The sequence below is a fragment of the Stenotrophomonas rhizophila genome (assembly GCF_007667275.1).
GTDB classification, from domain to species: domain Bacteria; phylum Pseudomonadota; class Gammaproteobacteria; order Xanthomonadales; family Xanthomonadaceae; genus Stenotrophomonas; species Stenotrophomonas maltophilia_AE.
On sequence record NZ_VDQT01000002.1, the window covers coordinates 186771 to 212543 of the forward strand.

The 25773-nt window shown below is 68.6% G+C and carries 19 protein-coding genes, 1 tRNA gene and 1 pseudogene; 8 read left to right on the forward strand and 13 right to left on the reverse strand.

All coding sequences use genetic code 11. The features are described 5' to 3' along the window. Positions 1-198: 198 nt before the first annotated feature. On the reverse strand, positions 199-717 hold the full coding sequence (locus tag FSZ13_RS06985; protein ID WP_145478803.1) for a hypothetical protein: 519 nt from the start codon (positions 715-717) through the stop codon (positions 199-201). A gap of 147 nt (positions 718-864) precedes the next feature. On the opposite strand from FSZ13_RS06985, the gene FSZ13_RS06990 reads away from it, so the two are divergent. After that, positions 865-1824, forward strand: a complete 960-nt coding sequence (locus FSZ13_RS06990) for a pyridoxal-phosphate dependent enzyme (protein ID WP_145478806.1) — start codon at positions 865-867, stop codon at positions 1822-1824. Continuing rightward, entirely contained in the window at positions 1809-2432 is a 624-nt protein-coding gene (locus FSZ13_RS06995; protein ID WP_186308863.1) for a YdcF family protein, read from the forward strand. The genes FSZ13_RS06990 and FSZ13_RS06995 overlap by 16 nt, the downstream gene beginning before the upstream one ends. Positions 2433-2529: 97 nt before the next feature. Here the strand turns inward: FSZ13_RS06995 and bioC are convergent, their stop codons facing one another. The 5 genes from bioC to bioB all read right to left on the reverse strand — a co-directional run bounded on the left by bioC (position 2530) and on the right by bioB (position 7433). Then, complete coding sequence (bioC, locus tag FSZ13_RS07000; protein WP_145478809.1) at positions 2530-3414, reverse strand: malonyl-ACP O-methyltransferase BioC; 885 nt, start codon at positions 3412-3414, stop codon at positions 2530-2532. A 57-nt stretch (positions 3415-3471) separates the two neighbouring features. Further along, positions 3472-4254 (reverse strand): SDR family oxidoreductase, encoded by a 783-nt coding sequence (locus tag FSZ13_RS07005; protein WP_145478811.1) that lies wholly within the window; start codon positions 4252-4254, stop codon positions 3472-3474. Between the two features lie 56 nt (positions 4255-4310). Next, on the reverse strand, positions 4311-5072 hold the full coding sequence (gene bioH, locus FSZ13_RS07010; RefSeq protein WP_145479486.1) for a pimeloyl-ACP methyl ester esterase BioH: 762 nt from the start codon (positions 5070-5072) through the stop codon (positions 4311-4313). A 22-nt stretch (positions 5073-5094) separates the two neighbouring features. Next, positions 5095-6306, reverse strand: coding sequence for an 8-amino-7-oxononanoate synthase (bioF, locus tag FSZ13_RS07015; RefSeq protein WP_145478813.1), 1212 nt, complete (start codon positions 6304-6306; stop codon positions 5095-5097). 80 nt (positions 6307-6386) lie between these two features. Next, positions 6387-7433 (reverse strand): biotin synthase BioB, encoded by a 1047-nt coding sequence (bioB, locus tag FSZ13_RS07020; RefSeq protein ID WP_145478815.1) that lies wholly within the window; start codon positions 7431-7433, stop codon positions 6387-6389. Between the two features lie 70 nt (positions 7434-7503). On the opposite strand from bioB, the gene FSZ13_RS07025 reads away from it, so the two are divergent. Both FSZ13_RS07025 and FSZ13_RS07030 read left to right on the forward strand, forming a co-directional pair. Next, the gene (locus FSZ13_RS07025; RefSeq protein ID WP_186308864.1) at positions 7504-8205 is read left to right on the forward strand and encodes a ComF family protein; all 702 of its coding nucleotides are present in this window, start codon (positions 7504-7506) and stop codon (positions 8203-8205) included. A gap of 67 nt (positions 8206-8272) precedes the next feature. Next, positions 8273-8836, forward strand: a complete 564-nt coding sequence (locus FSZ13_RS07030; RefSeq protein ID WP_145478819.1) for an HdeD family acid-resistance protein — start codon at positions 8273-8275, stop codon at positions 8834-8836. 19 nt (positions 8837-8855) lie between these two features. Here the strand turns inward: FSZ13_RS07030 and FSZ13_RS07035 are convergent, their stop codons facing one another. Genes FSZ13_RS07035 through FSZ13_RS07060 form a run of 6 tightly spaced genes read right to left on the reverse strand, consistent with a single transcriptional unit; the run spans position 8856 to position 16107 of the window. Further along, a complete protein-coding gene (locus FSZ13_RS07035; RefSeq protein ID WP_145478821.1) occupies positions 8856-10673 on the reverse strand; it encodes an MFS transporter in 1818 nt (605 codons plus the stop codon). A gap of 49 nt (positions 10674-10722) precedes the next feature. Next, a complete protein-coding gene (gene nagA / locus FSZ13_RS07040; RefSeq protein ID WP_145478823.1) occupies positions 10723-11838 on the reverse strand; it encodes an N-acetylglucosamine-6-phosphate deacetylase in 1116 nt (371 codons plus the stop codon). Next, complete coding sequence (locus FSZ13_RS07045) at positions 11835-12611, reverse strand: DeoR family transcriptional regulator (protein ID WP_145478825.1); 777 nt, start codon at positions 12609-12611, stop codon at positions 11835-11837. The genes nagA and FSZ13_RS07045 overlap by 4 nt, the downstream gene beginning before the upstream one ends. Before the next feature lie 33 nt (positions 12612-12644). Continuing rightward, positions 12645-13973 (reverse strand): D-tagatose-bisphosphate aldolase, class II, non-catalytic subunit, encoded by a 1329-nt coding sequence (locus FSZ13_RS07050; RefSeq protein ID WP_145478827.1) that lies wholly within the window; start codon positions 13971-13973, stop codon positions 12645-12647. Positions 13974-14009: 36 nt separating this feature from the next. After that, complete coding sequence (locus tag FSZ13_RS07055; protein WP_145478829.1) at positions 14010-14936, reverse strand: ROK family protein; 927 nt, start codon at positions 14934-14936, stop codon at positions 14010-14012. 13 nt (positions 14937-14949) lie between these two features. Beyond that, entirely contained in the window at positions 14950-16107 is a 1158-nt protein-coding gene (locus tag FSZ13_RS07060) for an SIS domain-containing protein (protein WP_145478831.1), read from the reverse strand. A gap of 351 nt (positions 16108-16458) precedes the next feature. Here FSZ13_RS07060 and FSZ13_RS07065 point away from each other — a divergent pair. The 3 genes and pseudogenes from FSZ13_RS07065 to FSZ13_RS07075 all read left to right on the forward strand — a co-directional run bounded on the left by FSZ13_RS07065 (position 16459) and on the right by FSZ13_RS07075 (position 24321). Next, positions 16459-19787: pseudogene (locus tag FSZ13_RS07065) on the forward strand (TIM-barrel domain-containing protein). Positions 19788-19921: 134 nt separating this feature from the next. Beyond that, entirely contained in the window at positions 19922-22912 is a 2991-nt protein-coding gene (locus FSZ13_RS07070) for a TonB-dependent receptor domain-containing protein (RefSeq protein WP_145478833.1), read from the forward strand. A 53-nt stretch (positions 22913-22965) separates the two neighbouring features. After that, the gene (locus FSZ13_RS07075; protein ID WP_145478835.1) at positions 22966-24321 is read left to right on the forward strand and encodes a Gfo/Idh/MocA family protein; all 1356 of its coding nucleotides are present in this window, start codon (positions 22966-22968) and stop codon (positions 24319-24321) included. 253 nt (positions 24322-24574) lie between these two features. Here FSZ13_RS07075 and FSZ13_RS07080 read toward each other — a convergent pair. Next, positions 24575-24651, reverse strand: a tRNA-Arg gene (locus FSZ13_RS07080). Positions 24652-24812: 161 nt separating this feature from the next. Here FSZ13_RS07080 and ubiA point away from each other — a divergent pair. Then, positions 24813-25706 (forward strand): 4-hydroxybenzoate octaprenyltransferase, encoded by an 894-nt coding sequence (gene ubiA, locus FSZ13_RS07085; protein ID WP_145478837.1) that lies wholly within the window; start codon positions 24813-24815, stop codon positions 25704-25706. Positions 25707-25773: the final 67 nt, after the last annotated feature.

The window sequence follows — 25773 nt, forward strand, 5'->3', positions numbered from 1 at the left end:
TGCTTCAGAGGTGCCGACATCCGACAGGGCCGGAACAGGGGGGATCCAGATGTTCCTGTCGGATATCGACGTAGAGCTCAATGTGACGCCCCTTGTCGTTTTTGTCACTTTTCGACCGAGGCCGTCACTGCCTGCGTAGAGTGAACTGGCGGGCAGGTGAAAATCAAGCACCTTTTCGCCACAGAGTGTGCGCTGGTTCTACTTCTCCATCGTCCGCCAGGGCGAACCCGTACGCCGAGGCTGGGACGGGCGCGGCTGCGGGTTCGGACGCGCCTGCGGCGCGCTGATGGGACGTTGCGGTTGCGCCTGCTGCGGGCGCTCGGCACGCGGCGGGCGGCCCAGCGAATCCATGTTCCGCCACGGCGAACCGCCGTTGTACGGCGGGCGCGGACGGTCCGGCGGGCGTACCTGCCCACCATGGCCATGGCCATTGCCGGGGCGCGGTGGCGGGCGATGGTTGTGCGGCGGGCGATAGTTCGGATACGGGCGGTAGATCGGATAGTTGTAACCACCGTAGCCGCCATAGCCGTAGTAGCCGCCGCCACCGTAGTAGCCGCTGCCATAGCCGTATGGATAGCCAGCCGGGTAGCGGTACTGCACCGACGGCGCGCCATGGTAGTAGCCGCTGCCACCGCCACCGCCACCCACGTAATCGTAGGTCGCGCAACCGGACAGGGCCATCAACAGGCCGCCGGCAAACATCAAGCGCATCTTCATGAGTCGGGTCCCCCCAAGGGTAGGGTTCCAGCTTCAGGCTGGGGCATTGAATCGGCCCTTAACTCGGACCGAACCGGATGAACGGTTGCCATCGTCTCATGCGGGTTGAGAGCGGTAGGAATCGGAGGCTTACGTTAATCTTGTGTCATGACCGATTCATCCCTGCCCTGCGTCGATGACCTGCTGGCCGCGGCCACGCGGATCGCCCCGCACGCCAGCGTGACGCCGGTGCTGCAGTCGCACACCCTGGACGGGTTGAGCGGCGCGCAGCTTGCGTTCAAGGCCGAGCACCTGCAGCGCGGCGGCGCGTTCAAGTTCCGCGGCGCCTGCAATGCGGTGTGGGCCCTGCCGGAGGCGATTGCCGCACGCGGGGTGGTCACCCATTCCTCGGGCAACCACGGCGCCGCGTTGGCCCTCGCCGCGCGCACCCGAGGCATTGCCTGCCACGTGGTGGTGCCCGAAGGGGCGGTCGCCGCCAAGCTGGCCAACATCGAACGCCACGGCGCCACCCTGTGGCGGTGTGCGCCCAGCATCGCCGCGCGCGAGGCCATGTGCGCCCAGGTGGAGGCCGAGACCGGCGCCACCCTGGTGCATCCCTATGCCGACGCGCGGGTGATCGCGGGGCAGGGCACGGCCGCGCTGGAGCTGATCGGCCGCCACGGTCCGTTCGACACCTTGGTGGTGCCGGTGGGCGGTGGCGGGCTGGCCGCCGGTACGGCGCTGGCGTTGCGGGCCGCCGCCCCCGACGCCAGGCTGGTGCTGGCCGAACCGGCCGGTGCCGCCGATGCAGCTCGCTCGCTGGCGGCGGGCGCGCTGCGCCTGGACTTCACCCCGGACACGATCTGCGATGGCCTCCGCGGCACCCTCGGCGCGCCCAATTTCGCCCTGCTGCACGGCGCGGCCGAGGTGATCGTGATCGACGACGCCGCCACCGTGGTGGCGATGCGCCTGCTCTGGCAGGTGCTCAAGCAGGTGGTGGAACCGTCTTCGGCGATTGCGCTGGCCGCGATCCTCGCGCAGCCGGCGCGGTTTGCCGGGCAGCGGGTCGGGGTGGTGCTGTCGGGTGGGAACGTGGACCTGGACGCGCTGCCGTGGGCGGTGGCATGAGCGCGCGCCACCGGGTCGGGCTGGCGGGGTGGCTGTGGCGGCTGTGCCTGCTGCTGGCCGGATGGCTGCTGTGCGTGACGGCGTGGATCGTCTGGGTGGGCGAGCGCGACCAGGCAGCCCAGGCCGACGCGATCATCGTACTCGGCGCGGCCGCCTACGACGCCAAGCCGTCGCCGGTGTTCGAAGAGCGCATCCGGCATGGGTTGGACCTGTACCACCAGGGCTATGCGCCGCTGCTGATCTTCACCGGCGGCTACGGTGGCACCGGGGCGCGCTTCTCCGAATCACAGGTGGCGCGTCGCTATGCCGTCAAGCAGGGCGTGCCGGAGAGCGCGATCCTGATCGAAACCGCTTCGCGCACCACCCGCCAGAACCTGGTGGAGGCGCGGCGGCTGATGGACCAGCGCAAGCTGCACCGGGTGATCATCGTCAGCGATCCGCTGCACATGGCGCGCGCGCTGCGCCTGGCGCGCGAACTGGGCATCGATGCGCTGGCATCGTCAACGCCGAGCACGCGCTTCCGCAGCTTCCACACCAGCTGGAAGTTCCTGGCCCAGGAAATCTATTTCTTCCATCGGGACATGTTCCCTTCCGCGAACGGTTCCTGACCGCGCCGGACACGCATGGCGTGTCCCTACGCTCCCGGAGGCATCCGTAGCGACACGCCACGCGTGTCCCATGGAAACCCGGCCAAGGGTTACCCCATCAGGTCGTCCTGCGCCGGATCGGGATCGCCGACACCGGCACCGTCGCCACGTCGTGGCCATGCTCGCGGATCGGCGCGCCGGCCTCCGGTGCCCAGGCGTGCGCGTAGATCACTTCCCAGCTGCTGGGCAGGGTGCCGTCCTCGCGGCGCAGCGGTTCGTAGGCCGCGCGCGCTGCGGCGAAACGCCCGCGTCCGGTCAACGTGTGGCGGCGGTCCTGGCGCGCGTTGGTGGCGCCGATCGCGCGCAGCTCGCGCATCAATGCGTCCATGTCGCGGTAGGTCAGGGTGAACAGGTCGCGGTCCAGCACCGGGTCGCGGAAGCCGGACATCATCAGCGCGTCGCCGAACTGGGCGATGGGCGGGAAGCGGCTCACGTGCGGGGTGTCGTCGGCACTGGCGAAGGCATCGCGCAGTTCGATCAGCGTCTCCGGCCCGAACGTGGAGCACACCAGCAGCCCGCCCGGCTTGAGCGCGCGGCGGAATCCGGCGAACACGGCAGGCAGGTCGTCCACCCACTGCAGGCACAGGTTGCTGTAGATCACGTCCACGCTCTGGTCGAGCAGCGGCAGCGCGCGCGCGTCGCCGCACACACGCGTGAACGGCTTCCACCAGCCGGCCTGCTTCTTCGACTCACGCAGCATCGGCTCGGCCATGTCCAGCGCGATCACCTGCGCCTTCGGCCAACGCTTCTTCATCGCCGCGCTGGCGTGCCCGGTGCCGCTGCCCACATCCAGCACCACCTCCGGCTGCCGCGCTTCGAGGTAGTCCAGCGATTCGAGCAGGCGCTTTTCCACCTCGCGTTGCAGGGCGGCGGCGGCGTCGTAGCTGCTGGCGGCACGCGAGAACGCGCGGCGGACATGCTGGGGATCGAAATCGGTGGTCATGCAGGGCTCACTACGTCCAACAAACGGTAGCGCACGACCGTTGGTCGTGCGGAAATCTCAAAAGGTACCCGGATACGCCCCGCCATCGATCAGCAGGTTCTGTCCGGTGATATAGCCGGCCTGGGCGCTGCACAGGAAGGCGCAGGCCGCGCCGAACTCATCGGCCGTGCCGAACCGGCCGGCGGGAATATGCGTGCGCTTGCGCTCGGCGATCTGCCCGGCATCCACGCCCTGCTGCTGCGCCATGTAGGCGAAGTTGCCACGCAGCCGGTCGGTGTCGAACTGGCCGGGCAGCAGGTTGTTGATGGTGACGTTGCTGGCCACGGTGCGGCGCGCCAGCCCGGCGACAAAACCGGTCAGGCCCGAGCGCGCGCCATTGGACAGGCCCAGGATGTCGATGGGCGCCTTCACCGACGACGAGGTGATGTTGACCACGCGGCCGAAGCCGCGCTCGATCATGCCATCCACCGTCGCGCGGATGAGCGCGATGGGCGCCAGCATGTTGGCGTCCAGCGCGGCGATCCAGTCCTGGCGTTCGAACTGGCGGAAGTCGCCGGCTGGCGGGCCGCCGGCGTTGGTGACCAGGATGTCCACCTGCGGGCAGGCGGCCAGCGCGGCGGCGCGGCCGGCGTCGGTGGTGACATCGGCAACCACGGTGACGACCTTTGCGGCGCCCGGCAGCGCCTGCAGTTCCAGCCCGGCCTGCACCAGCGCGGCCTCGCCACGGGCGGCGATGACCACGTTCACGCCCTCGCGCGCCAGCGCCCGTGCGCAGCCCAGCCCCAGCCCTTTGCTGGCGGCGCAGACGAGGGCCCAACGGCCGGCGATTCCAAGGTCCATGGGTCAGTTCCGTGAGATACAGGCGTACATGATCGGCGATGGGCGTGCGTGGCGGGTCAAGGCAGCGCGGCAACGAAGTGTTGCAGCTGCGCGGCCACCTCGTCGGTGTGGCCCAGGAACGGCGCGTGTCCGCCGTGCGCGACCACATGCAGACTGGAACGGGGGGCCAGCGCGGCAGCGGCCTGCATGCCGCGCGCCGACACCAGCCGGTCGCGCTGCCCGGCCAGCCACAGGCTGGGGATGGGCAGCTGCGGCAGGGCACCGCGCAGGTCGGTGCTTTCCAGCAGGCCAAGGCCTTCCTGCAGCGCCCGCGCTGCCGGTTCGCCGCGTTCCACCAGGGTCGCGCGCAGGCTGCGCAGTTCCTGCCGTGCGTGCTCCGAGCCCATCGCATCCAGAGCCAGAAAGCGCTCCAGCGTGCCGCGGTAATCCTGGGCCAGGTCCTGGCCGAACTGCGCGAACACCGACGGCTCCACCGCGTGCGGCCAGTCCTCCCCGCGCACGAAGCGCGGGGTGGCCGCGATCATCGCCAGCCCGCGCACCTTGGGCAGCGTGGCGGCCGCATGCAGCGCAAACAGGCCGCCCAGCGACCATCCGCACCAGACCGCCGGCGGGGTGGCGGCGGCAATCGCATTGACCACGAACGGCAGGCGCAGCGGCGTGGTGTCGTCACGGCTGTGGCCATGCCCGGGCAGGTCCACCAGGTGCAGCTCGAAGTGGCCGGCCAGGCGCTCCACCAACGGCGCGAACACGCCGCCATGCAGGGCCCAGCCGTGGATCAGGACCAGCGCCGGTCCATGGCCGACCACTTCGATATGCAGGCTCACCGCCAACGCCCGCGCATCACGCGCTCAGCGCATCCAGCGTCTGCTGGCGCAGCACCTGGTCGCGCGCGTGGGCGATCGCATCGGTCAGCGCGCGCACTTCCGGCACCGTGTGCAATGCGGACAGGGTCACGCGCAGGCGTGCCTTGCCTTCCGGCACGGTCGGCGGGCGGATCGCGCTGACCAGGAAACCGGCCGCTTCCAACGCGGCCGACAGCGCCATCACGGTCGATTCGGCGCCGCACAGCAGCGGCTGGATCGGCGTGTCCGAGGGCATCAGTTCCAGCCCATGCTGGCGTGCACCGGCACGGAACACGCCGACCAGTTCGGCCAGCTTTTCGCGGCGCCAGTCGTCGCGGCGGGCCAGCTTCACCGCGGCCAGCGCGGCGGCGGCCTGGGCCGGCGGCAGGGCCGTGGTGTAGATGTAGGGACGTGCGGTTTCAGCCAGGTGCTGGATCAGCGCGTCATCACCGACCACCACCGCACCACTGCCGCCCAGGGCCTTGCCCAAGGTGACCAGCTGCAGCGGCACATCGGCCACGCCCAGCCCGGCCTCGGCCACGCAGCCGCGGCCGTGCTCGCCGATCACGCCTACGCCATGCGCATCGTCGACATACAACAGCGCTTCCTGCATGCGCGCCACCAGCGACAGCGAGCGCAACGGGGCGATGTCGCCGTCCATGCTGAAGACGCCGTCGGTGACCAGCATCGCCGCGCCTTCCGGCGCGTGCTTGAGCTGGCGCAGCGCGCCTTCGGTGTCCAGGTGCGGATAGCGGCGCAGCCGGCAGCCGGCCAAGCGCGTGGCGTCGAGCAGGCTGGCGTGGTTGAGCCGGTCCTGCACGCACACATCGTCTTCTTCGCTGAGCAGTGCCTGCTGTACCGCCAGGTTGGCGGCAAAGCCGCTGCCGAACAGCAGCGCCCGCGGGTAGCCGAGCCAGTCGGCCACTTCCTGTTCCAGCGCTTCATGCAGCGCATGGTGGCCGCAGATCAGGTGCGAGGCCGTGGCCCCGGCGCCTTCGCGCGCGGCCGCGTCCTGCAGCGCACTGACCACGCCAAACTGCTGGGCCAGGCCCAGGTAATCGTTGCTGCAGAAGCCAGTGAGCCACTGGCCATTGAGTTCCAGACGCACGCCATCCCGGCGGGTCACGGTGCGGCGCACGCGGATCCGTCCCTGCGCGTCGCGAAGCTTGCGCTGGGACTGGATGCGGTCGTGCAGGTCAGGACGGGCCATGGTCGTCATGTCTCATGGGCGGGCAGGGGAGCTAGCGTACCCGGTTGCCGGGCGCTGCGCTGCACCGCCTGGCGCAGCGCTCAGGCCGCTAGTCCGCCGGTAGGCGACGACCGTTGGTCGTCGCAGGTGATGTCGGCATGCACGGTGCCGGGATGGTCATGCCCGGCGTCGACCTGCACCGCCATGGGGCGCAGGCCCAGGCGGCTGAACAGGGCCAGGTCGCGCCCGGTGTCCGGGTTGCCGGTGGTCAGCAGCTTCTCGCCGTAAAAGACCGAGTTGGCCCCGGCCAGGAAGCACAGCGCCTGCAGCTCATCGCTCATCGCCTCACGGCCGGCCGACAGCCGCACCATCGCCCGGGGCATGCAGATGCGGGCCACCGCGACCATGCGCACGAACTCGAACGGGTCCAGCTCGGCACTGCCGTGCAGGGGCGTGCCCGGCACCTGGACCAGCTGGTTGATCGGCACCGAATCGGGGTGCGCCGGCAGGTTTGCCAGCGCCAGCAGCAGCCCGGCGCGGTGCGCGCGGGTCTCGCCCATGCCGACGATGCCGCCGCAGCAGGTTTTCAGCCCGGCCCGGCGTACGTGTTCCAGCGTATCCAGGCGGTCCTGGTACTGGCGGGTGTGGATGATGGCGTCGTAGTAGTCCGGCGCGGTGTCCAGGTTGTGGTTGTAGTAATCGAGCCCGGCCTCGCGCAGTGCCGCCGCCTGCGCGCCGTCGAGCATGCCCAGGGTGGCGCAGGTTTCCAGCCCCAGCGCTTTCACTTCGCGGATCATCGCCGCCACCTTGGGAATGTCGCGGTCCTTGGGCGAGCGCCATGCCGCGCCCATGCAGAACCGGGACGCGCCGGCCGCCTTGGCCTGCCGGGCCTTGGCGACCACCTCGTCGGTGCCCATCAGTTTCTGCGCGCTCACCCCGGTGTCGTAGCGCTGCGCCTGCGGGCAGTACGCGCAGTCTTCCGGACAGCCACCGGTCTTGACCGAGAGCAGCGTCGACACCTGCACCTCGCCCGGGTCGAAGTGCTCCCGGTGTACGGCCGCCGCGCGGTACAGCAGCTCGGGAAGCGGCAACTCGAACAGCGCCAGCAGTTCCTCGGCGTGCCAGTCGTGGCGGATGACAGTAGCCATGGGAATGTCCTGACAGATTGCGTGACCAAGGGGCGGCAGTCTGGTGAGGTTGAGGGAGGCTGTCAACCACATGGCTATGCAAAAAGTTTACGAAGCGTTGCGCTGGCTCGGGCGGCAGTGCCTGCCCCTGCGCTGCTTGGTCTGCGACGATCCCGGCCAGGAGGGGTTGGACCTGTGTGCCGCCTGCCACGCCGACCTGCCGTGGAACGACCACGCCTGCCCGCTGTGCGCGCTGCCGCTGCCCGTCGATGAGCCCGCGGCTGCCTGCGGCGCATGCCTGCGTGCGCCACCGCGGCAGGTGGGAGCGACGGCCACGTTTGTGTACGCGCCTCCGATCGACCAGCTGGTGCTGCGCTTCAAGTTCCACCAGGACCTGGCCGCCGGGCGTTTGTTGTCGCAGCTGATGCTGCAGGCAGTACCCGAAATGGCACCGGCGCCACTGCTGCCCATGCCGCTGCACGGCCGACGGCTGCGCGAGCGCGGTTACGACCAGGCCCGGGAACTGGCCCGGCCGCTGGCGAAGGAACTCGGGGTGCCGTTGTGGACGGGTCTGTGCCGCAGCCGGGCCACCGTGGCGCAGTCCACGCTGGACGCCGAGGCGCGCCGCCAGAACCTGCGGGGTGCCTTCGCGGTGCGGGCCACCCCGCCACCGCGGTTGACCCTGGTGGACGATGTGATGACGACCGGCGCCACGCTGGACGCAGCGGTGCGAGCGCTGCGCCGGTCGGGACTGCAGCAGGCCACGCTGTGGGTGTGTGCGCGGGCGCCGTAACCTCTTCACAACATGCCCGCCCGGCAGGCCTAGCATCGCGCTACACCTTCCCTACAGGAGCATCGCCATGAGCCAGGCCTCGGATCTACGCGGTACCTCGCTGTTGTCGCTGGTGGGGCGTAGCTGGTGGGTACTTCTGTTGTACGGCCTGGTGGCCATCGGGTTCGGCCTGATCGCGGTGCTGCGGCCGTTGTCGGCCGCCGCCGGGCTGGCGTGGGCCATCGGCGTGATGGCGCTGGTCGAAGGCCTGATCAGCCTGTTCGCGGTGTTCGGTGGCAACAGCGGTGCGCCGCGTGGCTGGGCGCTGGTCTATGCGCTGGCCTCGATCGCCTTCGGCGCGCTGGCGGTGATCAACCCGCTGGTCACCGCCAAGGTGCTGGTGCTGATCCTGTCGATCTGGCTGATCATGGCCGGCGTCTACCGCATCGTGTTCGCGATCCGCGTGCGCAGGCAGATCGAAGGCGAGTGGCTGCTCATCGTCAGCGGGCTGCTGGCCATCGTGCTGGGCGTGATGATGTTCGCCAACCCGCTGGGCGGGGTGGCGGTGACCACGCTGTGGATCGGGATCGGCAGCCTGCTCTACGGCATCCTGCAGATCGTGGTGGCGTTCCGGCTGCGCAAGCTGCGCTGACGCCGCATCCGGCGCCGCGTCATCGGTGGCGCTGGAACCGCGCCTCGATCTCCTCCAGCGTCCTGCCCTTGGTTTCCGGCAGCCAGAACGCGGCGACCAGGAAGTACAGCAGCGTGCAGCCGGCCCAGAAGAAGAACATGCTGGCGTAGCCATGGTGGCCCACCGTGGGCAGGAAGATCGCGGCGATCACGGTGGATACGAACTGGTTGATCAACAGCGCGATGCTCATGCCGTTGGAACGGATGCGGGTGGGCATCAGCTCGGACAGCGCCAGCCACACGCACACCCCGGGGCCCACCGCGAAGAAGGCCACGAACAGCAGGATGCAGCCCGCCACCATCCAGCCGTGGGTGGGGGAGGGCACCGGCCCGATCGCGGCACGCTCGATCACCAGCGGCGCATGCGCGGCATCGGCCGGATCCGGGAACGGATTGAGGTGCAGGCGGCGGAAGAACGCGCCGATGACGCTGTCGGCGGACACCGCGTCCTCGCGGCGGATCTGCAGCGTGGTGTCGATCGGGTTGTCGCTGCGCAGCGAACGCACGTTGCTGAAGCCGCCGTAGGCGTAGGACACGGTGAGCTGCAGCGGCTGGTCGCCGGCACTGGCATCCAGGCGGCGCCATTGCGCGGCATCCATCGGCAGCGACAAGGTGTCACCTATCAGCTGCTGTTGCAGCACGGGGTGGACGTCGCTGCGGCCGTGCTCGCTGCGCACGAACAGCAGCGCCGCCCCGAGCAGGGCGATGGTGATGCCGCCGGTGCCGAGCATCAGCAGGAACTTGCGCCCTTTGCGATCGACCAGCACCAGCGCCACCACCGTCATCAGCGCATTGAGCAGCTTGATCGAGACATCGGCCCAGTTGGCCACCGCACCGGGCAGGCCGGCCTGGTGCAGGATGTTCACCGCATACGCCAGCACTGAATTGATCCCGGTGGCCTGGGTGAAGGCCAGCACCAGGCAGGCCAGTACGAACGGCCAGACATAGCGGCGGCTGAGCAGGGGGTCGCGCCGGGCCGGGGTGCCATCGGCGGTGGGCGCGTCAGGCGCCTGCATGCGCGCCAGCGTGGGTTCCACTTCGGCCGCTGCGACGGTGCGCTGCAGCGCCCTGCGTGCCTGGGCGATGCGCCCGCGCCGCACCAGCCAGCGTGGCGATTCACTGATCAGCAGCGCGCCGCCGGTGAACACCAGGCCAGGCAGCAGGCAGCTCCAGAAAATCGTGCGCCACGCGTGATCCTTCACTGCGAACAGCAGGCGCTGCTGTTCCTCGCCGGGCAGGTGGGCCACGGCGGCGGCGGCCGCGTCCACGCTGTGCGCCTGGTACAACCCGATCACCGCGGCCAGGACCAGGCCGATGGTGAGCAGCAGCTGGAACATCGCCGCGCCGCGGCCGCGCCGTTCGGGGCTCAACACTTCGGCCAGGTACAGCGGCACCACCACGCCGATCAGGCCGCCGCTGATGCCCTGCAGCAGCCGGCCCATCAACAGCGGGCCATAGCCTTCGGACAGGGCCATCACTGGAATGCTGGCCGTGAACAGCACCCCGGCCAGCACCATCGCGCCGCGCCGGCCGATCAGGTCGGCAATGGCGCCGGCAAACAAGGAAGACAACACACTACCCAGCAGCACCGCCGCCACCACGAAGCCCAGCTGCTGGGTGGTGAGGTGCCAGCTGGCGGTGGCCGTGGCCTCCAGGTAGGGCAGGGCACCGGCGATGATGCCGATGTCGATGCCGTAGAGCAGGCCCCCCATGCCACCGATGAACAACAGATAGCGCACCGGCCAGCGCGGTGCGTTGGCGGCGGCGGGCACGGGCATGGCGGCGGAAACGTCGTTCATGGTGCGGTCCTGTCTACGGGGGAACGCGCCGCACGCGGCGCGGAAGCACTCAGTCGAGCGCGATGTTTTCGCCTTCCACCACCACCTGCTGCACACGCAGGTCGCAGTCGAGCACCACCAGGTCGGCCCAGGCGCCCGGCTGCAGGCGGCCACGGTCTTCGAGCCCCAGATAGTCGGCAGGGAAGCGTGAAACACGGTCGGATGCGTCATCCAGCGCCAGTCCCAGCGCAACCAGGTTGCGCAGCGCCTGGTCCATGGTCAGCGCGCTTCCCGCCAGCGACCCGCTCTCCAGGCGCACGCAGCCCAGGCATTTGTGCACCCGCTGGATACCCAGTGCGTACTCGCCATCGGGCATGCCGGTGGCGGCGGTGGCGTCGGTCACGCAGTACAGGCGCGGGATCGCGCGCAGTGCGGTGCGGATCGCGCCGGGGTGCACGTGCTGCAGGTCGGGAATCAGTTCGGCGTACTCGGCATGCGCCAGCGCCGCGGTGGCGATGCCCGGGCGGTAATGGTCCACACCGGTCATGCCGTTGAACAGGTGGGTGAAGCCGGCCGCACCGGCCTGCAGTGCGGCCACACCGTCGTCGTAGCTGCCGGCACTGTGGCCGAGCTGCACGCGGATGCCCAGGGCGCGCAGGGCCGGAATCAGGGCCAGGTGCTGGCCGATCTCCGGCGCCAGGGTGAGCACCTTGATCGGCGCGATGGCGTGCAGGCGCTGCACGTCCTGCAGCGTGGCTTCAACCACCAGCGGCGGCTGCGCGCCCAGCCGCTCGGCGCTGATGAACGGGCCTTCCAGGTGTACGCCCAGGACCCGCGCCGTGCCCGGCGTGCGCTGGGCGATCGCAGTAGACAAACCCTGCAGCGCACGCACGATGTCGTCCGCCTCGGCGGTCATGGTAGTGCCGAGCAGCGCGGTGGTGCCGTGCCGCGCGTGCGTGCGCGCCACGGTCACGGCAGTGTCGCCGCCCTGCATGATGTCCACCCCGGCCCCGCCATGCACATGCAGGTCGATGAAGCCCGGAAGGATCCACGGTACATCGCTGTCGTCGCGCGGATCGGCGTGGTCCGGGCTGATCGAGGCGATGCGCTGGTGGAAGTGGATGTCGCCACGCACCCACCCGGACGGGGTCAGTACGCGGCCATGCAGGGTGGCAGTCGCGGTCAAGGTGGGGACTCGGCAATGATCACTTCGATGCCGCGCTTCTGCAGCCCCTCCAGGTACTCGGGGTCGATGCTGGCATCGGTGATGATGGTGTGGACCTGGTCGAGCCGGGCGATGCGGTGCAGGCTGACGTGGCCGAACTTGGACGCGTCGGTCAGCACCACCACGCGGCGTGCGCGCTCCACCATGCGGTGGTTGAGGCTGGCTTCGGCTTCGTGGTGGGTGGTGAGCCCGAACTGCAGGTCCAGCCCGTCCACGCCCAGGAACAGGGTGTCGAAGCTGTAGGTGTTGAGGCTGGCTTCGGCCTGGCTGCCCTGCAGCGACAGCGACTGCTTGCGCAGCAGGCCACCGGTGAGCAGCAGCTCCACGCCCGGCGCATTGGCCAGTTCCCAGGCGATGTTCAGCCCGTTGGTCATCACCGTCACGTCGCGGTGCTCGCGCAGGTGGCGGGCCAGGGTCATGGTGGTGGAACCGGAATCGATGATGATGTTGTCGCCGGCCCGCACCAGCCGCGCGGCGTGCGCGCCGATGCTGTCCTTCAGCGGCAGGTTCAGGGTGTCCTTCTGATGGATGTCCTGTTCCAGCGGCGGCTTGCGCACCAGCGTGGCGCCGCCATGGGTGCGCGTGGCCAGGCCCTGCGCCTCGATGTGGGTGAGGTCGGCACGGATGGTCACTGCCGACACGCCGAAGCGTTCCACCAGTTCGCTGACCTGCACGTTGCCGTGGTCGACCAGCAACTGCAGGATCTGCTGGCGACGTTGCCGTGTGTTTCGCATGGAGGCGATTCCGTTCGGAAGTAAAGCCGAAGCTTACCGTTCCGAAACCTCTGCGGCAGAAAAACTTTCGTTGTGCGTGGCGAACCGGTTGCGAGCGCAAGCGCGGGCGTATTCGGCCAGGCGCAGGCCCACCTTGTGCCGGACCAGTGCCAACGGTTCTGGCGCCAGCTCGCCGGCCTGCACCGCACGCAGCTGTTCCGGCAGGTACTGGCTGAGCAGCATCAGCGGCGGCGGCTGGCGGGTGAGGTTGTCCACCAGCGTGGCCAGAGCCGCTTGCACCGGCGGCTCGCCCCAGTAGTAGCGGCTGCGGTCGCTCAGCGAATAGGCACGCAGCAGGCGCTGCTGGTGCGGCGTGCCCTGGTAGTAGCTGGCCCAGCTCCCGGGCTTTTCCAGCATGCAGCGCTCCAGCACCTCGATCAGCTGCGAGCACTGCTGCGCCGGCAGCAGTTCGCGCTCGATCATCGCAAGGGCGAACACCGCTTCGCGGAAGGCAAGGGTGGCGGCCGGGCCGACCTTGAGGATGGCGAAGTGGTCGCGCACCAGCGCGTGCAGTCCGGCTTCGGTCTGGTAATCGGTGGAATGCGCTTCGAACACGATGCGCGGCTGTGTGTCCACGAACGCGGACAGCGCCTGCGCGGCGGCCGGGTCGTAGTAGTGCACGCTGCTGTGGTCGAAATCCACGCCGGGCTGGACCACCATGGCGATCACCCGCGACCAGGCCGGCTGCAGGTCCGGGGCGGAGAAAGCTTCACGGTGGATCGCCAGGGTCAGCGCCGCGGCGTCCGGCGTGGTCACCGCCAGGCCACCGTCCAGCGAGGCTTCGCCACCGGGCACCGGCACTTCGGTACCGATCACGTACACCGGTGCCGGCAGGCCCTGTTCGGCGGCAGTACGCTCGGCAACACGCGCCAGTTCGGCCGAGCGCTCGGCCACGATCGCATCCGGCAGCGGCGTGGGGTCGTCGGCGCAGGACATGCTGCAGTCCAGGTGGATCTTGTGGAATCCGGCGGCCACGTACGCGGCGATCAGGGTGCGCGCGTTGGCCATGGCGACCGCGGCCGGGCCCTTCTGCCAGGCATTGGGACCCAGGTGGTCGCCGCCCAGGATCAGCCGCTCGACCGGGAAATCCTGGCTGCGTGCCAGCTGCAGCACGTAATCGCGGTACCGCGGCGGGGTCATGCCGGTGTAGCCGCCGAACTGGTCGACCTGGTTGGAGGTGGCCTCCACAAGCAGCACGGTGTCGTACGCGCGCGCGACCTGCATCGCCGCCAGCAGCACCTGCTCATTGCTGCAGCACACGCTGTAGAGGCCTACGGGCTGGCCTTGGCGATGGGCGGCGATCAGGGATTCAACGGCAGACATGGCAACACTCCAGGTGCAGCGGAACGGAAGGCGTGGTCAGGGTGCGCGGTGCAGCTGTCGGGCCAGCAGCGCCGCGCCACGCGCGCCGCCGGCATCGCCGAACGCCGGCGGCAGGATCGGCGGTACGCGCACGCCGCGGAACAGGTAAGGCGCAATTGCAGCGGGCAGGTCGCGGTACAGCTGCTCAAGCTTGGACAGTCCGCCGCCCAGCACGATCACGTGCGGATCCAGGGCCAGGATCAGGCTGGCGAAGCTGTAGCCGAGCAGGTCGCGGTGGATGGCCAGCGCCCGCAGCGCGGCGGGGTCGCCGGCGTGTGCCTGTTCCACCACCGCGCTGCCGTCGCGGGCCTGGCCGCCGTGGCGTTCATGGATCATGGCCAGGCCACTGCCGGACACGTAGCGCTCCAGGCAACCGCGCAGGCCGCAGCCGCAGTCCAGCAGCGGCAGGTCGTGGCGGAGCTGAAGCGTGGCCGGCAGGCTCCAATGGCCCCACTCGCCGGCGATGCCGTTGTTGCCGGCCACCAGCTTGCCGTGCAGGCAGTAGCCACCGCCGGCACCGGTGCCCAGGATCACCCCGAACATGCTCGGGTAGCCGGCGGCCGCGCCGTCGTGCGCTTCGGAAAGGGCGAAGCACTGCAGGTCGTTGCCGAGCGCGAGCGGGCGTTGCAGCCTGGCTTCCAGGTCCTGCCCCACCGTGCGGCCGCTGAGCGCGGGCACGTTGGCGCTGAGCTGGCGGCCACTGTCGGGGTCGCGCACGCCGGGCAGGCCGATGCCCACTGCACGGGCGCGCGTGCCCAGCGTCGCATCGGCGTCGTCCACCAGCTGGCCGATGGCGTCGACGAAGGCCGCGTAATCGTGGCTCGGCGTGGCGACGCGCTGGCGATGATGCACCGCCAGGCTCGCGTCGCAGGCCACCAGTTCGATCTTGGTGCCGCCGATGTCGATGCCATACCAGCTCTGCATGGGCGTACCCGGCTCAGCCATGGTCGTGGATGGTCACACCCTGTACCACGCGGTTGACCGTGCCGTCGGGGAAGGGGTTGTCCGGGGTCAGGCCAAGCGCGGCCGAGCGCTGCAGCGCGAAGCACTGCGCCACCAGCAGCCACAGCGGCGACAGCCATGCATCGGGCAGGTCGGGGATGTCGAGCACGAAGTCGCCTTCGGCACGGTCTGCGCCGGCTGGACCCACCGACAGGATCCGGGCGGCGATGCGGTCACGGCGCAGCTCATCCAGCAGGTCCTGTTCGTAGCGGCGCGCCAGCGCCTGCGCGCTGCGCAGCACCACCACCAGGGTGGTGTAGTTGAGCGTGGACTTGGGCCCGTGGCGGAAACCGAGCGGGGTGTTGGCCAGGGCGAGCACGCGGCCGGCGGTGAGCTCCAGCACTTTCAGGGCGGCTTCGCGCGCGGTGGCTTCCAGCGGGCCGCTGCCCAGATAGATGACGCGGGTGATGTCGGCCTGCGCCAGCGTGGCGACCGGTGCGTCCCACGCCTGCAGTGCGCGCGTGCCGCTCTCGGCAAGGCTGCGCAGGCGGTTGATCCGCGCCGTCCAGGAGGCCTTTTCGAACACGCCCAGGGCGGCCAGCAGCATGCAGCTCAGGCTGCTGGTCATGGCGAAGGCGCGGTCGCAGCTGGCCGGCGGCATCAGCAGCGACATCGTGTCGCTGCGGCCCCGGCCACGCTGGGCCAACGCGCCCTCGGCATTGCAGGTGATGTCCAGGAAGCGTGCGTGGTCCACCTGCGCGCGGACCAGTTCGACTGCTGCCACGCTCTCCGGGCTGGAGCCGCTGCGCCCGAACGACACCAGCAGGGTCGGACGGTCGCGCTGCAGGTACAGCGCGGGGTGGGTCAGCAGGCTCGTCGTGTGGACCGCGCGTACCTCGGCCGGCCACTGTGCATTGATCTGGTCGGCCACCATCTCGGCAATGAATCCCGAGCTGCCCGCACCGGTGAAGATCACCCTCTGGTCGGGCTGCTCCAGTGCAGTGCCCAGGAATGCATCAATGCTGTGCTGCGCGCCCGCCAGCAGGTCAGCCAGCGCAGCCCACAGGCGCGGTTGCTGGGCGATCTCTTCGGCGGTATGGGCACCACCGAGGCGCTGCCATTGAGGCAGATCAGGGAGCAGGCACGTTTCCATAAGCATTTCCTGTTGGGCCAGCTCACCTTCTGTGTTTTCTTTCGAAATGTCAATTATCGAAAGATAAAAATAAGTTTGCGGCGTCACACTTTCAGTCACAGCCGACGCGAATGAACTGAACCGTGCCCGGCTATCTCGCAGCTCCTAAAAGGAAAATTCTCCGCATTCAGTCACCATATAGAAAGTGGTGCCGCGCACAATCTTTCGTTTATATGAAATTCCTAAGCTTTTTTCTTTGCAATTCATTGACAAGTTTCGAATCGCTGCCCCATAGTCGGCCGCACTGGTTTCGGACACCCGCCGACTGCGGGCTTTGGGGGCAAAGTGGCAACCCGTTGTCGTCGCACCACAGTGACCATCGTTTCGATCGCCATCGCGCTGGCGTGCTCGCCTGCCGTCGCTGCGCCGGTCGGCGACCTGCAGGCATTGCAGGCACTGCCCACTGCCGATGGCACCGCGTGGACGCTGACCAGCAGCACGGGTGCCACCCTGCGCGTGGACCTGCTGCGCAACGATCTGCTGCGGGTGCAGGCCGGGCGCAACGGCAGACTGCTGCCAGCCGGCGACAAGGCTGCGCCCATCGTGTTGGAACAGCCCGCTGTCGCGGTGCCGTTCACCCTGGAAGAAGACGCCGGCGAAGTGCGCATCCGCACCGACGCGCTGGTGCTGCGCATCCACCGGCAACCGCTGCGCCTGGCCCTGGACCGGCGCGAGGCTGGCAAGGACGTGCCGTTGTGGCACGAACTGCAGCCACTGGACCTGGATACCGCGCAGAGCGTGCAGGTACTCAGCAGTACCGCCGACGAACAGTTCGTCGGTGGCGGCCAGCAGAACGGCCGTTTCGCCTTCAAGGGCCGCGAGCTGGAGGTGTCCTATTCCGGCGGCTGGGAAGAAGGCGACCGCCCCAACCCGGCGCCGATGCTGCTCAGCTCGCGTGGCTGGGGCATGCTGCGCAACACCTGGAGCGATGGCAGCTACGACCTGCGCCAGCCCGACCAGGCCACGCTGCTGCACCGCGAAGACCGCTTCGACGCGTACTACTTCGTCGGCGCCGGCCTGCCCGCGTTGCTGGACCGCTATACGGCGCTCACCGGACGCGCCGCGCTGCTGCCGCGCTGGGCGTTCTCGTACGGCGACGCGGACTGCTACAACGACGGGGACAACATCAAGAAGCCGGGCAGCGTGCCCGAAGGCTGGAGCGACGGTCCCACCGGCACCACCCCGGACGTGGTCGACAGCGTGGCAAAGCAGTATCGCGAGCACGACATGCCGGGTGGCTGGATCCTGCCCAACGACGGTTACGGCTGCGGCTACAAGGCGCTGCCGGAAACGGTGAAGGGTCTGGCCGGCTACGGTTTCAGGACCGGGCTGTGGACCGAAAACGGCGTGGACAAGATCGCCTGGGAAGTCGGCACCGCCGGCAGCCGCGTGCAGAAGCTGGACGTGGCGTGGACCGGCAAGGGCTACCAGTTCGCGATGGACGCCAACCAGTCTGCGTTCAACGGCATCCTGCACAATTCCGATTCGCGCCCATTCCTGTGGACGGTGATGGGCTGGGCCGGGATCCAGCGCTACGCGGTGGCCTGGACCGGCGACCAGAGCAGCAGCTGGGATTACATCCGCTGGCACATTCCCACCCTGGTCGGCTCCGGTCTTTCCGGCATGGCCTACGCCAGCGGTGACGTGGATGCGATCTTCGGCGGCAGCGCCGAAACCTTCACCCGCGACCTGCAGTGGAAGAGCTTTACTCCGGTGCTGATGGGCATGTCCGGCTGGTCGGGCAGTGCGCGCAAGCACCCGTGGTGGTTCGACGAGCCGTACCGCAGCATCAACCGCGACTACCTCACGCTGAAGATGCGCATGACCCCGTACATGTACGGGTTGGCGCACGAGGCCGCAACGACCGGCGCACCGATCCTGCGCGCGCTGATGTGGGATTACCCGCAGGACCCCCACGCCTGGGACGAGACCTGGAAGTACCAGTTCCTGCTGGGCCGCGACCTGCTGGTGGCGCCGGTATACCGCAGCCAGGCGGCCAGCCGTGGCTGGCGCCGCGACGTCCACCTGCCGCAGGGCCGCTGGATCGACTATTGGGATGGCCGCGCGCTACAGGTGGGCGCGGAGGGTCGTACGCTGGATCGTCCGGTGGAACTGGCGACGATTCCGCTGTTCGTGCGTGCTGGCGCGATCGTGCCGATGTACCCGGCGATGCTGTACGACGGTGAGAAGCCGCTCGACGAAGTGACCTTCGACCTGTACCCGCAAGGCAATTCGCAGTACACGCTGTACGAGGACGACGGCAACACGCGCCGCTACGAGCAGGGCGAGTCCAGCCAGCAGCAGGTGCGCATGCAGGCGCCCGCGCAGGGCAGTGGCCCGGTCCAGGTGGGCATCGACGGCGTACGCGGGCAATACCGGGGCCAGCTGGCACAGCGCCGCTATGCACTGCGCGTGCTGAGCCGCCAGCGCCCGACCGCGGTGACTCTGGACAACCGGACCCTGCCGATGCTGGCGGATTCCGCTGCATGGAAGGGCGCAACCGAAGGCTGGTACTTCGACGCCAGCGAGCGCCGCGGCACCGTGCATGTGCGCACCGCCCCCGTGGACATCCGCCAGCCGCTGGCCTTCCGGCTGGACATTCCGCAGGCACCGGCGCCCGCCGACGACGCCTACCCCGCCGCGCCGGTACTGGGCCGCGCGCTGCCCGCCGACAGCCTGCTGGTGGTCAACCGCCCGGCTGAAGAGCGCGGCTACGAACTGGAGAAGGCCTTCGATGACGATCCGGCCACCTGGTTCCGCACCGTGCGCAACCAGGCGGTGCGCACCGGCGCGCACGAATGGGTGATCGGCTTCGGCGAACGCCGCCTGGTCGACGGCATCGTGCTGGCACCACGCAACGACCAGCATTGGAAGAGCGGCCAGGTCCGCGACTACGAGATCTACCTGGCCGACAGCAACGGCGAGTGGGGCGAGCCGATCAAGCGGGGGCGTCTGGCGCTGGTGCAGGGCACCCAGCAGATCGACTTCCCCGCGCACGCCGACCGCCTGTTGCGCTTCCGCGTGCTCAGCGTGCAGAACCCGGACGGCGACGGCGCCGCCGGCAGCGACCCGATGGTCACCGCCGCGCAGGGCAGCGTGGCCCGTGCGGTGGACGCACTGCAGCCACGCGACGTGGGGCCGATCACCCTCTCCACGTTCCAGATCCTGGAACACCCGGTGGCCGAGCGCCCGGCGCAGCAGCGCTACCTCTCCGAACTGGACCTGCCAGCCGCCGCGAGCGCACAGGTGCGCGCCGACCTTGCCTTCCAGGGTGGCCAACCGATGCGCATGAACGGCCTGCTGTTCCGCCGTGGCCTCGGCGTGGGCCCGAAAAGTCGTCTCGACCTGCAGCTGCACGGCCAGTGGCGCCTGCTGCGCGCCGACCTGGGGATCGACGATGCCTGCCGCAGCGCCGGCGGTATGCAGTTCCAGGTTTGGGCGACGGCCGCCTGCTGTACGACAGCGGGCGGGTGCAGGCGCCTGGCGTGGTCAAACCCGAACTGGATATCCGTGGCCTGCGCTCGCTCAGCCTGCGCACCCTGGGCGCGCAGGGCGCGCAGCCGGCGCAGGTGTGTGGCAACTGGGCCAACGCCGCATTGATCGGACAGGAGGGCGATACCGCCAGCGTCATGTCGCCGTAACCCAGCGCTTCATCGTTTTTCGACGTCCCCATCGTGACCCGACTGCGGCCTGCCGGCGGTGGTGCGGGTGACTGTTGCCCATCAAAACCCACCCTCAGGCAGCCCCACGCTGCGGATTGCACAAGGAGCCCAAGATGTTGACCGAACGCCATCGCCATCGCCGCATCCCCGCCCACCCCTTATGCGTCGCGCTGGGCCTTGCCCTGGCCATAAGCGGTCCGGCACTCGCCCAGGACAACGACAGCACCGACCCGGCCAAGGTCGACACCAACGCCACCGAACTGGCGCGCGTGCAGGTCACCGGCTCCAACATCCGTCGCAGCGACGTGGAGACGTCGTCGCCGGTGCAGGTCATCACCAAGCAGGAAATCGAGAACATGGGTGCGCGCACGCTGCTGCAGGTGCTCGACAACCTGCCTGCCGCGCGGCCAGGCCAACAGGACTCGCGCTCGCTGTTCACCGGCTCCGACGGCGCCTCGCAGGCCAACCTGCGCGGACTCGGCGCGCAGGGCACGCTGGTGCTGCTCAACGGGCGGCGGCTGTCGTACTACGGTGCGCCGGCCGGATTCCAGACCCAGTTCGTCAACATCGACGCCATTCCCGCCGCTGCGATCGAGCGCATGGAAGTGCTGACCGACGGCGCTTCGGCGGTGTACGGCACCGACGCGGTGGCCGGCGTGATCAACGTGATCACCAAGCGCAGCTACCAGGGGGCGGAGATCAACGTCACCGCCGACAAGTCCTCGCGCATCGATTCCTACGGAGAGCAGCAGGGCAGCATCACCGCCGGTTTCGGCGACCTGGACGAAGACCGCTACAACGTCTACGCCTCGGTCAACCTGTACCGTCGCGACGCGATCCCGCTCAGCGATTTCTACGACAAGCGGCCCAGCCAGTACTACGTCAACAACCCGAACTACATCCCGAATCTGCGCCTCGGCACCGGCAGCAGACCGGGCGAATTCAATCCGGGAAGCTTCTTCGCCATCGACCCAACCACCAATGCGCTCGTCCGTGAGGCGGCACCGGGCTGCAACAACGTCCTGATCGAAGCGGCGGGCACCCGCTGCATCTGGGAAACCTGGATGAACCGTGAGGTCGACGCCGGTGCCAAGACCGAGCGCGCCACCGCCTACATCAGCTCGCACTTCCTGATCGGCGACACCACCGAAGCGTTCGCCGAAGTCACCTACACCGACATCGATCTCACTGCCAACGGCGGCACCCCGGCCGCGTTCAACTCTACTACGGCCAACCCCACCAGCTGGTTCTCGCGCAACACCGGCAATGTGGTGAACCAGTTCCGCACCCCGTTCCTCGGCCCCAACAACGTCTACAACATGGCCAGCCCCGAACTGAAGGCATTGATGGGCGGCGTGGTCGGCCTGAACTACCTGCTGCAGGACGTGGGCGACGGGCACTTCGGCCAGCGCAACACCGACCAGAGCTACCGCGTGCTGGCCGGGCTGCGTGGCAGCCTGGGCGAGGACTGGAACTGGGAAACCGCGTTCGCCACCGCAGGCAGCCACTCGGTCACCTACCAGACCGTCAACGTGAACCTGGAAGGCTTCGAGCGCGCGTTCGGCCCCTACACCATCGATCCCGGTACCGGGCGGGTCATCATCTCCGACAACCCGGCCTACCAGTTCGGCGTCATCAATGAAGCCAACGCCAAGCTCATCCGCGAGGCGTACCCCACCTTCGACATCCAGTCGTGGACCCGCCTGCATACGTTGGACGGCAAGATCGAAGGCCCGCTGTTCAGCATGCCGGCAGGCGACGTCCGCGCCGCGTTCGGCTTCAACGCCACCCGCGAAACCTTCTACACCCCCGGCAACGAAGACGCCGCCAACGGCCTGATCACCCAGCAGGGCGGCTCATGGTTCGATGGCAAGCGCAACACCTACGCGCTGTTCGCCGAAGCCGTGGCCCCGCTGACCGACAAGCTGGAACTGGATGCGGCGCTGCGCGTGGACAAGTACCCCAACTTCAGCGCCAACCTGGCGCCGAAGATCGGCCTGAAGTACCAGGTGCTGCCGCAGTTGCTGCTGCGCGGTACCTATTCCGAAGGCTTCCGTGCGCCAAGCCTGGCCGAAGCGGGCACCGGCGGCGTGTTCGCACAGCTCGGTGGCTTCGAAGATGACATCCGCTGCGATGAGACCAATGCCATCGCCAACCTGCTGCGCCAGTCCAACCGCCCGGGCGACGTGGACCTAGGCAACACGCTGCTCAACAGCGACTGCAGCCGCACCGTGGCGCGCATGACCCAGCCCAACCAGGACCTGAAGCCGGAGAAGGCCAAGATCTCCACGCTCGGTTTCGTGTACGAGCCGACGAGCTGGATGTCGATCTCGGCCGACTACTGGTTCATCTACCGCCGCAACGAGATTGCTGCACCGGATTACAGCAAGGAAGAGGACATCCTCTCCCTGACACGCAATCCGATCAGCGAAACCGACCTGGCGAACCAGGCGGCACTGGCGGCCATGTGCGCCGACCCGGCCAGCGGCGTGGCCTGTCCGGGTGCGCTGCCTGGCTACAGCGTCGGCAACGTGGCGGCCGTGGTGGGCCAGTACAAGAACCAGGGCCGCACCCTGGTGGACGGTTTCGACATCGACGCACGCAGCCGCTTTTCGCTCGGCGATTGGGGCGGGTTGAACATCGGCGTGGCGGCTACCATCGCGCGCCGCAAGGAGGCCTACATCGACGACGAGAACCGCTGGTACTACGGCAACACCATCGGCTATTACGGCAATCCGCGCCTGCGTGCCACGCTGAACGCGGACTGGACCTACAAGCAGGTCACCACCAGCTTCTTCATCAACTACGTCGGCACCACCAAGTGGGCGTGGGACCGCGTGGATGCCGAAGACAACAACCCTGAAAGCTGCACTGCCGGTTCGCTGCCGGTGAACCCGGCCCAGTGCGATGGCGTGCCGTCGTGGTGGACCGCCAACCTGAGCGTGGGCTGGCGCCCCGACGACCACTGGAGCCTGGGCTTTACCGTCAAGAACCTGTTCAACCGCCTGCCGTTCTACGATCCGAACAGCTTCCTGGGTGACTCCAGTGACTATGCCAGCATCTTCGGCCGCAGCTACAGTCTGCAGGTCGGCTACAAGTTCTGATTGTTCCATCGCGCCGACTCCGGTCGGCGCGCTTCCAAAGGGAGTAACGTTTCATGAAGCGTAGGGAATTCATTGCCGCCGGTGCGGCCCTGGCCGCCACCAGTCTGCTGCCGGACACCCCGGCCTGGGCACGCGGGCGCACGCTGCGCCTGGGCCTGATCGGCACCGGCATGCGCGGCCAGGTGCTGCTCAAGGAGCTGGTGCGCCGCGACGACGTCGAGGTGGTCGCGCTGTGCGACATCGAGCCGATCATGCTCAAGCGCGGCATGGACATGGTGGCCACGGCCGGCAAAAAGGCACCCACCGCCTATGGCCAGGACGGCGACCGCAACGCGTGGAAGCGGCTGCTCGAGCAGCGCGGCCTCGATGGCGTGATCATCGCCACGCCGTGGGAGTACCACGCGCCGATGGCGATCGCCGCCATGCAGGCCAAGGTCGCGGTGGGCTGTGAAGTGGTCGCCGGTATCACCCTGCAGGACCACTGGGACGTGCTCAAGACCCAACTGTCCACCGGCACGCCGTACATGCTGCTGGAAAATGTCTGCTACCGCCGCGACGTGATGGCCGCGCTGCAGATGGTGCGCAAGGGCCTGTTCGGCGAACTGGTGCACCTGCAGGCCGGCTACCAGCACGACCTGCGCGGGGTGAAGTTCAACTCCGGCGATCCCTCGCAACCGTATGACAGTGGCGTGGAGTTCGGCCCCCAGGCCTGGTCCGAAGCACGCTGGCGCACCCAGCACTCGGTGGACCGCAACGGCGAGCTGTACCCCAGCCACGGCATCGGTCCGTGCGCCATGTACACCGGCATCAACCGCGGCAACCGCTTCACCCACATCAACGCGTTCGCCAGCAAGGCGCGTGGGCTGCACGAATACACCGTGGCCAAGAGCGGCGGCACCACCCACCCGAGCACCAAGGTGAACTTCAAGCTCGGCGACATCGTCACCACCACCCTGGCCTGCGAAAACGGCGAAACCATCCTGCTACAGCACGACACCTCGCTGCCGCGCCCGTATTCGATGGGCTTCCGCGTGCAGGGCACCAAGGGGTTGTGGATGGACGTGAACCAGTCGATCCACATCGAAGGCCGCAGCCCGCCGCACAAGTGGGAACCGTTCCAGGCCTACCAGGACCAGTACGAACACCCGCTGTGGAAGCAGCACGCCGACACCGCCGCCAGCGCCGGGCATGGCGGCATGGACTGGTTCGTGATCCATGCCTTCGTCGAATCGCTGAAGGCCAGGGCTCCGATGCCGATCGACATTTACGACGCGATCACCTGGAGCGCGATCACCCCGCTGTCCGAGCAGTCCATCGCCAACAGCTTCCAGACCCTGGAGTTCCCGGACTTCACCGCCGGCCTGTGGAAGCAGCGCAAGCCGATCTTCGCGTTCGACGGCACGTACTGACGCCCCGTAGAGCCGGGCTCTGCCCGGCTGCAGGTTACCCGGCACCGTGCAGCCACGCAGGGCGTGGCTCTACGTCATGGCGCTGCACGTTGGCCGGCATCGTGCAGCCACGCAGGGCGTGGCTCTACGTGATGGCGCTGCACGTTACCCGGCACTGCGCAGCCACGCAGGGCGTGGCTCTACGTCATGGGACTGCACGCGCGGTAGAGCCACGCCCTGCGTGGCTGCGGCATCCATGGCGAACAAGGGAAGATGGCGCGCCCGGAGGGATTCGAACCCCCGACCAATGGCTTCGGAAGCCACTACTCTATCCGGCTGAGCTACGGGCGCGTTGTAGGACCGCCGCACCACCGGCGGGCCGGGGCGGGCATCGCAGCGCCATGAGGCGGTGCGGGACGGGCATTCTATCCGTAAACGCGGCGCAGGTCTGCCCCCTTTGACGAAACAGCGCTTCCAGCGCGGGGCAGGGGCCTTGGCGGTATCCTTTGCGCATGGCTTACGAACGATTCGACACCCCCGCCAGCGCCCCGCCGTCGCGGTGGGGGCAGTACTGGAAACTGATGCGCGCCGATCGCCCGATCGGCACCCTGCTGCTGCTGTGGCCTACCTGGTGGGCGCTGTGGCTGGCCGCCGGTGGGCTGCCACCGCTGTGGATCCTGTTCGTGTTCACCGCCGGGGTATGGCTGACGCGTTCGGCCGGCTGCGTGATCAACGATTACGCCGACCGCTGGCTGGACCCGCACGTCAAGCGCACCAAGGACCGCCCGCTCGCCAGCGGGCGCGTGTCCGGGCGCGAGGCACTGCTGCTGTTCGCCGGCCTGATGCTGGTCGCGTTCGCGCTGGTGCTGACCCTGAACGCACTGACCATCGGCATGAGCTTCATCGGCATCTTCCTGGCGGCCAGCTATCCCTACCTGAAACGCTACACCCATCTGCCGCAGGTGTATCTGGGCATGGCGTTCGGCTGGGGCATTCCGATGGCGTTCGCCGCCATCCAGGGCGAAGTGCCGGTGATCGGCTGGCTGCTGTATGGCGCCAACATCCTGTGGTCGACCGCGTATGACACCTGGTACGCCATGGTCGACCGCGACGACGACCTGAAGATGGGCTCGCATTCCACGGCCATCCTGTTCGGTGACCTGGACCTGGTCATCCAGGGGATCCTGTACGCCCTGTTCCTGGCCACCATGGCCCTGGTCGGGGTGCGCGGCGAGCTGGGCCTCTATTACTGGCTGGGCGTGGCGGTGGCGGCCGGGCTGATCGCGTATGAGTTCTGGATCGCCCGCAAGCGCGAGCGTGACCCGTGCTTCAAGGCGTTCCTGCACAACAACTGGGTGGGCGCTGCGCTGTTTGCGGGCATTGCTGCGGCGTTGGCGCTGGGCTGAGCCGAGGGGCCGCCCGACCAACGGTCGGGCGCTACCGCATCGAGACAGGTGCCAGCGTCCGCGCTGG